The 12,042-nt window shown below is 46.9% G+C and carries 10 protein-coding genes; 7 read left to right on the forward strand and 3 right to left on the reverse strand.

What is annotated here, in order from left to right; genetic code table 11:
* The first annotated feature begins 187 nt into the window (after window positions 1-187).
* The 4 genes from glpK to ACUVJL_RS19200 all read left to right on the forward strand — a co-directional run bounded on the left by glpK (window position 188) and on the right by ACUVJL_RS19200 (window position 3,522).
* The gene (gene glpK, locus ACUVJL_RS19185; RefSeq protein ID WP_445247292.1) at window positions 188-1,675 is read left to right on the forward strand and encodes a glycerol kinase GlpK; all 1,488 of its coding nucleotides are present in this window, start codon (window positions 188-190) and stop codon (window positions 1,673-1,675) included.
* Between the two features lie 74 nt (window positions 1,676-1,749).
* The gene (locus tag ACUVJL_RS19190; protein ID WP_333044239.1) at window positions 1,750-2,118 is read left to right on the forward strand and encodes a c-type cytochrome; all 369 of its coding nucleotides are present in this window, start codon (window positions 1,750-1,752) and stop codon (window positions 2,116-2,118) included.
* Window positions 2,119-2,480: 362 nt separating this feature from the next.
* Window positions 2,481-2,981, forward strand: a complete 501-nt coding sequence (locus tag ACUVJL_RS19195; RefSeq protein WP_445247293.1) for a DUF3122 domain-containing protein — start codon at window positions 2,481-2,483, stop codon at window positions 2,979-2,981.
* A 325-nt stretch (window positions 2,982-3,306) separates the two neighbouring features.
* A complete protein-coding gene (locus ACUVJL_RS19200; protein ID WP_445247294.1) occupies window positions 3,307-3,522 on the forward strand; it encodes a hypothetical protein in 216 nt (71 codons plus the stop codon).
* A 170-nt stretch (window positions 3,523-3,692) separates the two neighbouring features.
* Here the strand turns inward: ACUVJL_RS19200 and ACUVJL_RS19205 are convergent, their stop codons facing one another.
* Window positions 3,693-6,590 (reverse strand): NACHT domain-containing protein, encoded by a 2,898-nt coding sequence (locus tag ACUVJL_RS19205; RefSeq protein WP_445247295.1) that lies wholly within the window; start codon window positions 6,588-6,590, stop codon window positions 3,693-3,695.
* A gap of 297 nt (window positions 6,591-6,887) precedes the next feature.
* Between ACUVJL_RS19205 and rplU the strand changes: the two genes are divergently transcribed.
* Both rplU and rpmA read left to right on the forward strand, forming a co-directional pair.
* Window positions 6,888-7,280 (forward strand): 50S ribosomal protein L21, encoded by a 393-nt coding sequence (gene rplU, locus ACUVJL_RS19210; RefSeq protein ID WP_172190164.1) that lies wholly within the window; start codon window positions 6,888-6,890, stop codon window positions 7,278-7,280.
* Between the two features lie 27 nt (window positions 7,281-7,307).
* The gene (gene rpmA / locus ACUVJL_RS19215; RefSeq protein WP_445247296.1) at window positions 7,308-7,607 is read left to right on the forward strand and encodes a 50S ribosomal protein L27; all 300 of its coding nucleotides are present in this window, start codon (window positions 7,308-7,310) and stop codon (window positions 7,605-7,607) included.
* A 463-nt stretch (window positions 7,608-8,070) separates the two neighbouring features.
* On the opposite strand, the gene thiS is transcribed toward rpmA, so the two are convergent.
* Complete coding sequence (gene thiS, locus ACUVJL_RS19220) at window positions 8,071-8,283, reverse strand: sulfur carrier protein ThiS (protein WP_332958137.1); 213 nt, start codon at window positions 8,281-8,283, stop codon at window positions 8,071-8,073.
* Between the two features lie 185 nt (window positions 8,284-8,468).
* Window positions 8,469-9,551, reverse strand: coding sequence for a thiamine phosphate synthase (locus ACUVJL_RS19225; protein ID WP_445247297.1), 1,083 nt, complete (start codon window positions 9,549-9,551; stop codon window positions 8,469-8,471).
* Between the two features lie 219 nt (window positions 9,552-9,770).
* On the opposite strand from ACUVJL_RS19225, the gene ACUVJL_RS19230 reads away from it, so the two are divergent.
* On the forward strand, window positions 9,771-11,651 hold the full coding sequence (locus tag ACUVJL_RS19230) for a DUF1565 domain-containing protein (RefSeq protein ID WP_445247298.1): 1,881 nt from the start codon (window positions 9,771-9,773) through the stop codon (window positions 11,649-11,651).
* Window positions 11,652-12,042: the final 391 nt, after the last annotated feature.

Here is a 12,042-nt window from a genome sequence, read left to right on the forward strand (position 1 = left end):
CCTCTTGCAAAAGTCCTTTTCATCAATTGATGGGACGGGCAAGATGCCCATCCCACAAGAAAAAATAACTCTTGTGGGATGGGCATCTTGCCCGTCCTAATTATTTTTGCAAGAGGTCTATTAATTTGACTTCTAGATATAGTATCATATACGTCAAAGACCTCATTACTAAAAATATTTTAGACAATTGGAAAAAAAATACGTAGCAGCGATCGACCAAGGAACCACCAGCACCCGATTTATCATATTCGATCGCCAGGGACAGATAATTTGCAGCAACCAACAAGAACACCAGCAAATCTATCCCCAACCAGGATGGGTTGAACACAATCCCGAGGAAATTTGGCAGCGCACCCAAAGCGTCATTAAAAATGCCCTCGAAATCGGCAATATCGACCCCAAAGATATTGCTGCACTCGGTATTACCAACCAGCGCGAAACTACACTTATTTGGGACAGAAAAACTGGCAAACCTTACGGAAATGCGATCGTTTGGCAAGATACCCGCACTCGCTTTCTTTGCGATAAATTAGCTGAAGTTGAGGGCAAAGATCGATTTCGAGAACGATGCGGTTTGCCGCTGGCTACTTATTTCAGCGGGCCGAAAATTAAGTGGATGCTGGACAATATTCCAGGATTGCGGGAAGCTGCAGATCGAGGGGATGCGATTTTTGGCAATGTCGATACTTTTCTGATTTGGCACCTGACTGGCGGCGCGCACTTTACCGATGTTACCAACGCTAGCCGCACGATGCTGATGGATTTGCAAACCCTCGATTGGGATGCCGAAACTTTGGAAATAATGGCAATTCCCCGACAGATGCTGCCAGAAATTCGCCCTTCGAGTCAAGTTTTTGGAACTGCAAAAGGATTGCTTGCAGGTGTTCCGATTGCTGCTGCTTTGGGCGATCAGCAGGCCGCCCTCGTCGGGCAAACTTGTTTCAGTCCGGGGGAGGCGAAAAATACTTACGGTACGGGCTGTTTTATGCTGCTGAATACCGGTGAGGCGATCGTCCCTTCAAAGCAAGGATTACTAACAACAGTCGCCTACAAGATGGGGGAAGCGCCCGCTGTCTATGCTTTGGAAGGCAGTATTGCGATCGCCGGGGCTTTAGTGCAGTGGCTGCGGGACAATTTGGGCATCATCAACACATCTGCAGAAGTAGAAACATTAGCAAATACAGTCGAAGATAGCGGCGGAGTTTACGTTGTCCCGGCCTTTTCTGGACTCTACGCGCCCTATTGGAAAGACAGCGCCCGGGGAGTAATTGCAGGTTTAACTCGCTACGCGACTAAGGCACACATTGCCCGCGCAGTATTGGAAGCTACCGCGTGGCAAACGCGAGAAGTATTGGATGCGATGAATCAGGATTCTGCTGTGCAGCTTTTGTCTTTAAAAGTAGACGGAGGAATGGTGGGAAATCACACGCTGATGCAGTTTCAGAGCGATGTTTTGGGAGTGCCTGTGGTGCGGCCTGTGGTAGCAGAAACTACTGCACTCGGTGCGGCTTATGCGGCAGGTTTGGCGGTGGGTTTTTGGAGTCAGCTAGCGGAATTGCGGGACAATTGGGCGGTGGATTGTACTTGGGAACCGAAAATGCCGATCGCGCTTCGGGAGCAAAAATATCGCTTTTGGAAAAAAGCAGTTTCCCGCACATTCGATTGGGAAGAATAAATCGCTGAGTTAACCAGAAAATGCGTATTTAGTGATATCATTAAATCCAGCACAATTTTTCAAATTGCAAATAAATGATTTCGCTAAAGAACTTAAAAAAAATTCTCACCGCCTTTCTATTGATACTGACACTAGCATTTGTAGAAATCGCCACTAATTCCCAAATCGCCCTCGCAGATACAGCGACAAATCCCACCGCAGCCGAAGTCTTCAGCGCCAACTGTGCAGGCTGTCACATCAACGGCGGCAACATTATCAGGCGCGGCAAAAACTTGAAACAAAAAGCATTAAAAAAATACGGCATGGATTCCATCGCCAACATTTCCAACTTAGTAACCAACGGCAAAGGTATTATGCCCGCTTACAAAGATCGTTTGTCGGAACAACAAATTATCGATGTTTCAGCTTACGTGCTATCCCAAGCCGAAACCGATTGGAAATAGCATCTCGGTAGATTGTTTATGAGTTACGCAATCGTGCCTCCGAAAACCCGGTTTCTTCCTGTCTTTTTAGTTACTCAACCAATATTTTTCAGAGAAACCGGGTTTAGCTGGTTCCCAGGCTAAACGCCTGGGAATCAATGTCCCGAGGCTCTGCCTCGCCTGCTACAATCGAGGCAGAGCCTCCGGATATGCGTTACCAGGCAGATCCTGGTAACGAGTAAAATACAGCAGATTCCACGTTGATGAAGTACACCCGTCAAGCGATCGCTGTAGGGAAACGGCACTGCCGTGTCCTCTATATTTGCTGTGTACCTCACTTACCTAAAAAATGCTGTAAATGTAAATCATCGGAGTATTGCAAAGTGAAAAGACATTATTCTTGGCGTAAAACTTTAACTATTATTAGCTTGTGCTTGTATCTAATCTTCGCGGTTAGCCCGCCCGCTTTCGCCTCGATTCACAAATATCCCGAAACAGCCGATCGAGTAATGTTCCGCTCGGTACAAAGCCTGCGCGATACTGAGGATAAAGCATGGCAAGTTGTTTTGTACAAGCGAGTAAAGTCCGGAGTAGTCAACTCTTTAAACCTGAGATTAGTAGGGTTCCCCGGCACAGAGTTGCAGCACCCTGTGCCGCTGAAAGTTGCTGCGGGAAAGCTGGAACTTGGCAAGGCTAATGATATTTGGAGCGAGTCGGATTTGCCAATTAATGTCGGAGAATACGATTTCAAATCAATAATTACACAAGTGGAAAGTAATCGACCTTTGCTGTTGGATTTGCCTGTGAAAAATCAAAATGAAACAAAATTGCTGGTTCCTCCTTTTGCTGTCAGAGAATGGCGGCTGTTGTTAGATACCAACTAAATATACCAATTTAATCGCACTCTACACTTAAAAGCGCTACAGTTTCCAATGTCACAAATCGCTATGTTTAAATTATGCCTTAAGGTAGATTTAACATACTTGAAGAGTAATGTACTCTCACCAAAACTAAATAGATAAATTTAATCGCACTGTACATTTAAAAGCGCTAAAGTTTCATGTATGTATCAAAAGTAACTACATTGAAATATGAATAAAGGTAAATTTAAAGTAGGTGAAGGCTAATTAAGAAACAAAATAAAAGTGGGGTTAGTCTAGTGACATAACTCGATTGTTTTAACGTACACGTCTGAGGGGTGAATGTATTATGACTTTAATCTGTAAAATTGTCGGAAAAGCTTTGGCAACAGGTTATTTAACGGTTGAGGCAGAAGAACTGTTGCGGCAGCAGTTGCAGATGACTAAGTACGGTTTAGAAGATTTTGACGCTTTTATTACTTTGCAAAAAGAGGTGATGGAAGGTAGGGTGAAACAGCAAGCTTTGGAATTGTTGCGATCGCGCAAATGTTCTGCGATTGCTTGAATCGAGTGCGATCGACCTTTTGGAGACAATAAGTGCGATCGACATAGGAAGGTCGATCGGTCGATCGGGCGCGGACTAGGAGGGCCCACGCAACAAGAAAATTCTGTCTTTGTGGAACAGGCCGGAAAGCCTGTTCATAAAAATGATACGCCAAGCCTGGAAAAAGGTTTCTACTGCATTCCTAGCTGTCGCCTTAACGCTTCTGGCACATTAAAGGCTGTATCCAAACCTCGAACATTGTCCCACTTTGTATTCTCGTTCCATTTGACAACGCCAAAAGTATCATCGATGAGGTTTGCGTAGCTGAGGTCTGCGTCGTTGAGGTCTGCGTCGCTGAGGTTTGCGCCGCTGAGGTTTGCGCCCCTGAGGTCTGCGTGGCTGAGGTTTGCGCCGCTGAGGTTTGTGTCGCCGAGGCCTGCGCCCATGAGGGCTGCGTCGTTGAGGTCTGCGCCACTGAGGTTTGCGCGGCAGAGGTTTGCGTCGCAGAGGTATGCGCGGCTGAGGTTTGCGCCCCTGAGGTTTGCGCCCCAGAGTTTTGCGTCGCTGAGGTCTGCGCGGCTGAGGTTTGCGTGGCTGAGGTCTGCGTAGCTGAGGTTTGCGCGGCTGAGGTATTCGCCCATGAGGTTTGCGCCCCTGAGGAATCCCCCAACAATTAGGACAAAGCCATCATCCTCAACACAACAGCTATAGCCGATGAGATGCAACAACCAACCATCGTTAAGCTGACCTTCAGCATTAGGTTTCCCGCAAGGATAAAATACCATTTGGTCTTTCAATTCATCTCTCTCCTGACCGTAACGGTGCAACTCCAACAGCAAAATCATCACATTCAAACCAGCATAAACATCTATTTGTCGCTGTCCCAATTTTTTGGTTTTCAATTGATCTTGCAGTAGGCGCATCTTCTTCTGAGGCAAATTTTCCGGCGGCGCATCAATAAATTCCCCCTCGCACCACCGCAGATAAAAATTTTCCAAACGCTGGAATAACTCCACAGGGCGAAACTGATTTTCCTCCCCTGCAACACCCGGAGTTGTTAACAACCCCATCAAATATTCCACAATTTCTTCCGTCAGCGGCCCATAACCCAACAAATCATAAATCTCCCAGTCCATCTGAGAGTCTTGAGTATTAAATTTAATACGTTTGTTTCCCGGTCTCGTCCACTCTTCCAGACTTTCTTTCAATCGTTCCGCACACAGAAATTCACCAAAACTCTTGTGTACAAACTCCACAGAACCTTCTTTACTGCCTTGCTGAAGATAAAAAACCGCCAAAGCATTTCTCAGAGGATCATCGTTAATCCGTTCTCGTGCTTTTTCAAGTAATTCTTTAACCGAGTTATCTGCTTTCAATCGTTCCTCAATCATCGCTACAGGAGCGTATGCCCCTCCCGACTGCACCACGCACAACGCTGCTTCTGTAAGGATGCGCCGCAAATCCTCTATTTCCAATTCTGTCAAATCGCGATTGAGCTTTTCAGACCGCTGTTTTGTTAGTACCCAATTCACAGTTTTGTTGTAAATCAAAATTTTTGCTTGAGTGCTGTTAGTTCCTTGAAAATCCTCAACTTTCAAGATTTTGTCCCGGTGCATTGCCGCTAACAGATAAAGCAAGAGCGGCTCTCGCGACAGTTCTGATTTTACATTCTGTGGACAGCATTCATCTTGCAAAAATTGCTGAAAAGCTGAGGTTTTTTCCGCCCCAAATAGAGCTTCCCACTTGCTCAACCACTGTTGCTGTAGTCCGTCATCCATCACCTGAATTTCGACTCGCTCCAAGTTATCTGGCATTTGCCTTTCAATTCCTTGCAAAGCTAAAGTTCTGCCAGTAATCAAAACCCGGTGTCCCATTTCCGAATTCTGATCGCAGTCCTGCTGAAATTGTCCTACTTGCTTGAGAAATTTCTCTAAACCGCCGCTACTTCTCCCCTCCATCACCAACTCATCAAAACCATCCAAGAAAAACAAATATCGCGTATTTCGATCCGTCAACCAGCCGTCATCGCTAGCAAAACGAGTATTAACAGCTTCTTTTAGCGTTTCTCGAAAACTCTTTTGCAATGTGAGAATCTCTCGCAGTCGAATTAACACGGGTGTCCAAATTGGATGCAAATTTTGCCGCACCCAGTCAGTAAACATCCGACAAAAAACGCTTTTACCGCGTCCAGGCCCAGCTTCGACAAACATCACCCGATTTTGTTTGCTTTCATCCTCAAGCAATTGCTTTGCCCAAGTTTCTAAATCAAATGCTGTTGCACGCTTATTAACCTCACCATTTTTATCAATTGCCTTTGCCTTCAGAGGCACGTAGATATCTTTGAAGAAAAATTTTTCTTCAAATACGGGTTTTCGCGGTAGAGAGCGAATCTGGTCTTCCAGGTAGTTGTCAATGCTTTGATATTTCTCCTGTTCCTCCCGCCATTCGCTGAAAGAAGGCTGTCCAAGATGTTTCATGGCATCGCCGGAAACTGCCCAAGCTTCGATTAAATAGCGGTGAGTATTAGCAGCAACTCTCTTTGTCAAAATTTGAGCTTCATCGGCATTCAGTCCGGCTTGTTCCAGCCGTTCTGATAGCACGAGGTTAAATTCCGTGGCTAACATCGAATCGCGGAAGCAAATAACAGTTTTTTGGGCTGCTTCATGGCTCAATTTTAAATCCGCCAATTTTTCAATCAACTGCTTAACTCCATCGGAAACCGGAGTTTGCCCGATGCGATTTAACAGACTCTCGTCTTGTCCAAGAACATCCTTAAAACTTTCCAGATAAGCCTCCTGACTGACGAGGAAAATGCACTCAGCTAAAGTCGGCTGCTGTTGAGTTTTTTCAAGAAAAAATGCCAGCAGTTTCGCCGCCATCCCGACAAATGGCAATCCAGTTCCCACAACTTGAGCTAAGGGAGAGTTCAAAACCTCTAGCAGCAAGTTGCTATTGTCGAGCCCTTGTTCTTTGAACATCTTTGCCACTTCTGCGGCTGTTTTCCCAGCTTCTCCGATTGCCTCCGCTGCGTCGGCGGAACACAGTTCTTTGATATCAGTCTTTAAGAATTCCACGATGCGATTTGCCATTTTTACCTGCCCTGTTTCAGAAGAGAGAATCCGAGAAAATCTACATTTAACTCTGTAAGCATTCCGTAGTTCGTCGCCCCAAATCTGTTCTCAAACTAACAATTAGAAAAGATTAAGTCTCTTTTACCTTGACAAAACTCCAACAATCCGCAATAATAGTAGATTGTCTGTCTAAATCCGGCTCGGATCAGGTTAAGACATTCCAAAAGCTGGAGAGCAGTCAGCAGTCAAAAGTCCACAACGACCAATGACCAAAGACTCATCAGCTACCTGTACGGCAATTTCAACAACCATCCCATGACTTACGCAATCATTGAAACCGGCGGCAAACAATTTCGGGTAGAACCAGGCCGCTTCTACGACATCGAACTGCTTCACGTTGAAGCTGAATCCAAAGTCACCATAGACAAAGTATTTCTGATCCAGCACGAAGGCGAGGTTCATATCGGTCAGCCTCTACTAGAAAATGCCACTGTAGAAGGAACGGTTCTCCGGCATTTCCGGGGCCGCAAAGTCCTCGTCTACAAGATGAAGCCGAAAAAGAAAACTCGGAAGAAAAAAGGGCACCGTCAAGAAACAACTCGCTTTATGATTGACTCGATAAGCGTCAACGGTACAGTCTTAGCAGCCAGAGACTTAACTGCAGCAGTTGTGGAAACTCCCCAAACCGCCGAAACTGATTCAGAATAAAAAATAGTAAATACAGTTGAGGATATTATGGCCCACAAGAAAGGTACAGGCAGCACACGTAACGGACGCGACTCTAATTCCCAGCGTCTGGGTGTCAAAAAGTACGGCGGTCAAGTTGTCAAAGCAGGCAACATTTTGATCCGTCAACGCGGCACTAAAGTTCACCCCGGTAATAATGTTGGTATCGGCAGAGATGATACTCTGTTTGCCATGATTGACGGTGTGGTGACTTTTGAAAGAAAAGGCAAAACTCGCAAGAAAGTCAGCATTTATCCTGTTGTAGCAGCACCTGTGGCCCAAGCCGCGGCTGAAGCTGTCGCAGTTTAGTTCCTCGTTCCTAGGTTATGCCCATTCATGACAACTTAAGGTAAAATCGATAGTCCGGCAGGGGTTGAAACCCCTGCCTCAAAGCTAAAGTCCTCTCAAGAGGACTGAAGAACTCATTTTTCCTCGTTCCTAGGCTCTGCCTGGGAACGCATATCTAGAGGCTCTGCCTCCTGATTTTCTATGTTATTAGAAAGTTACAGGAGGCAGAGCTTTTTGCAATTTGTTTTCCGGGAGGGAGAACTCTCGGTGCTTACGAAGAACCAGAGAAGCAGGAAAAACTCTCGTTTTTAACTGGTTCCCAGGCAGAGCCTGGGAACCCATTAACTGGTTTTAAGGCTCTGCCTGGGAACCCATATCTAGAGGCTCTGCCTCGACACAGGATTAGGGAGGCAGAGCCTCCGGATTAGCATTACCAGGCATAGCCTGGTAACGAGTAAGGACTGAAGTCCTCACTACGAATCGGTTAGCCTCCTCCGACAATTGTGACAACTTCTAAGATGTCGCCCTCTTGCATTAGTGTAATGTCCCAAAATTGTTTGTGCAGAATTTCGCCGTTGTACTCCACAGCCACCAAGCGCGGGTTTAATCCCAATTGTTTTAGTAATTCTGGTAACGGTGTGCCGATCGCACACCTGCGGCTTTCTCCGTTAACTTGCAGCACAATTTGATTTATCATTAGTTATGACTTATTTGTTATTAGTTATTAGTTATTTGTTAGCTTCCCGACTTCTTCAAGAACAGTCCTGGATACACTTTTACCAGAGAAACCGGGTTTTTACCGAATTTGCGGGCTGCATGGCGTCTTCTCGCAAAAAAACCCGGTTTCTGACGGACGGTGTGTAAGTCCTAGCTTACTTAAACCTAGCTTTTCCCGTGCAAAGCTTTCTGAGCTTTCTGATGCTGCATCCGAATCAACTGCGAGATGAAAAACTGCGTGACTAAAGTAGGCTGTTGTGCTTCCATAATTGCGCGTACTATCGCAACCCTTGGAGCTCCGGCATTCAATACTTCATCGAGATTGTTGATATCAATTCCGCCGATCGCAAACCACGGAATCGGCGACTTATCAGCAGCATACCGCACATAATCCAAACCCGCCGCCTGTTTATCAGGTTTAGTAGGAGTTTCGTAAACCGGCCCAACTCCAATATAATCTGCTCCCTCTTCAACGGCTCGCTGCATTTCCTCGGCATTCGTAGTCGAACGACCGATGATGCGTCCCGGGCCGAGCAACTTGCGCGCTTCCGCCACAGGCCAATCTTGCTGTCCTAAGTGTACGCCGTCGGCATCCGCTGCGATCGCCAAATCCACGCGATCGTTCACAATCAGCAAAGCCTCGTAGCGGTGACAAAGTTCGCAAAGCTGGCGCACCGTGGCCAATTTTACGCCCTCCTCTGAGGTTTTGTCGCGGTACTGCACCAAAGTCAGTCCGCCTTGCAAAGCAGCTTCCACCACTCCCAACAAGTTGTCTCTCGGCGAAGTTACCAGGTATAACTGCGATCGAAGTAACTGCTGGAAGCGCCGATAAGCCAGCAAATTGCTTTCGAGAGTATAAACCCGATAGCGCATCTGCTTAAAAGCCGCGCCCATATTTCGATCGTAAATTTTGCCATACTCTTCGAGTACCCGCAGAGCTTCTTCCACCCGAGATAAATTCGCCTCCAATAGCTGCTGAATGCTCGAACGCTGCTCTTCCTGCGGGTGAGTCAACTCCGTACCCGGATCTGCGGGCGTATCCCTAGCACTGCGAAGTTCTGGGACGTGCCAAGCAGCCAATTCTTGACGCAGTTGCTTGCACTCGCCAGCTAAATCGGCGCTGTTGAGACCAAACCTGCACCATTCTTCAATAATTCTCAACCCTTCGCGCGATCGATCTAGATTTGCATCTAAAATCCGGCAGAGGGCTGGCTGTGCAGGTAAAGTTCTGTTTTGTTTGTCGGTCATTCAGAACCACCTAAATTATAATTAATCCTACCTGTCAAACCGCTACATTGTCCCACGCCGTATAGATTCTAGTACAGCGATCGGTTTAATTTTGGCATCAACCGATTTAATTTAGACAAATTTTTAAGTTTTATTGAATTTCTGGAAAACAAAGCATAATAGATCAAAATTGATGAGAGTGGAATCGTTAAGCTGCATACCACACTTCGGAGGAGAGCCGTGAGGTTAGCAGAACAACACAAAAGATTAAGAGAAAAAAACCCAAACAGCCGGGGGTATTTAAACTTCGATCGCGAAAACCTGACACGAAACATCGGAGGCGAAACTCGGATCACAGATAAGTTGCGTTTTTTTATGCTGATTTACTCACAACAGACCAGGTGCAAAGAAAAGCGATCGCAAAAATCTTATTTGAGTTCTTGCCTTCTGCTCGTCTTTGCGATGACCGCCTTTGGCCACCCTCAACATTCAGTTATCGCTGCCGGGATACCCGGAGTGCAGCTACTTTCTCAGGCCCTCGAGAGCGACATTAACATACTGTACGTCAGCTCGCTCGGCGGCAGCGACACGGGGGGCAACGGCAGCGATCAAGCTCCCTTCAAAACCCTTACCTACGCCTTAAGCGTGGCCCCGCCCAAGACAGCAATTTTGCTAGCGCCCGGTACTTACAGCGCTCAATCCGGCGAAAAATTTCCGTTAATGCTCAGGCCCAGCGTGACCGTTCAGGGAAATCCCCACACTCGCGGTCAGAATATTGTCATCAAAGGCGGAGGAGACTTTATCAGTCCGACTTCGGCTGGTCAAAATATCACGATTTTAGGCGCAGACGGGGCGGGACTCAGCGGCGTGACTGTGACGAATACCAACTATCGCGGTTACGCTTTGTGGATCGAATCGAGTTCTCCGACGGTTGTTAACAATACTTTTTCTGGGAGCACTCACGACGGAATTTCGGTAGTGGGTACTTCCAGACCGACGATTGGCGGGAATTTTTTCTCGAAAAATGGAGCTAACGGCATCACGATTTTTGGCAGTTCCCGGCCGGAAGTTCGAGATAATGTGTTTGAAAACACGGGATTTGGGGTGAATGTAGCGCAGAACGCTTCGCCTCTGCTGATTGGCAACAAAATTACTCGCAATAAGGATGGCGTGGTGGTGCAAGCTGATGCTAGACCGGTGCTGCGTAACAATTATATCGAGAGAAACCAGCGGGACGGAATTGTGGCGATCGCGAGATCTCTGCCGGATTTGGGAACAGCAGCCGAACCAGGGGGCAATGTCATTCGCAACAACGGTCAGTACGATGTCAACAATGCAGCTAAAGGTCAAGTAATCCCAGCTTACGGGAATCAGTTGTTGAGCAGCCGGACGACGGGATCGGTTGATGTGGCGGGAACTTTTAGCTCTCCTGCGCCAATGGGGGGAAGTGCTTTGCAGCTAACGATCGATCGACCCCCCAGAACCGGTGGCCCAGACACTTCTCTCCCTGTTTACACTCCCGGGCGGCTAAGTCCCAGAGTTGAAATAGCGCCAATTTCGCCACCGGAGCCCGTTTCCAGGCGACCGGTGCAAAATCAATCGGCACCGCCAAGCCCTCAGTTGCGGCAAGATATTTCTCCGAGGAATGCGGCTGATTCACCCCTAGTCCCAGGGGCAATCGCAATTCCGGTGCCCGATCCGAATTCTCGATCAGTTTCGGAAATTTCGGTACAGCAATCAATGATTCCTCCCTATTTTGATAGTTCGAGTTCGGTTTCTTCCGAGGGTAGATTGCCGGTTCCGGACCGCAACATTCCTCTAGGAAGGGGTGGCTATGTACCTGCACCTTTAGGGGGGAATTCTTTGCCCGATTCCCGCGAGAGTTCGCCGTCATTCGATCGACCGTCCGCTTTGGGTTTGCGCTATCGAGTTGTGGTGGATACCGCCAGGCCGGGCGATCGACAAAAAATTCAATCCCTCGTTCCCGGTGCTTTTCGCTCTTTTTCCAGAGGGCGATCGGTAATGCAAGCAGGTGCTTTTCGGGAACGCGAAAAAGCTGAGGAATTGCTACAAATGCTCACCCTTAACGGTTTGAATGCTCGAATTGAGGAGATTAAATGAAATGGTCATTAGTCATTAGTCATTAGTCATTAGTCATTAGTCATTAGTCATTAGTCATTAGTTGAGTGTTGAGTGTTGACTGTTGAGTGTTGAGTGTTGAGTGTTGACTGTTGAGTGTTGACTGATGACTGTTGAGTGTTGACTGCTGACTAATGACTAATGACTGCTGACTAATGACTGCTGACTAATGACTGCTGACTAATGACTAATGACTAATGACTGTTGAGTGTTAACAGCCAAAGACTGCTTGCTACTTCAAAATTTCAATATTTTAGGGCCTAGCATATCGGATGCCAGACCCTAAAACATTTGTAAATTAAGTTGATTCAAGTGGGTTTTTAGCTATGCTGAGTTTCAGCAAACTACAACTAAGGTGGACTTTTTGGCAACT

Source organism: Microcoleus sp. OTE_8_concoct_300, from assembly GCF_031383065.1.
Classification (GTDB): Bacteria; Cyanobacteriota; Cyanobacteriia; order Cyanobacteriales; family Microcoleaceae; genus Microcoleus.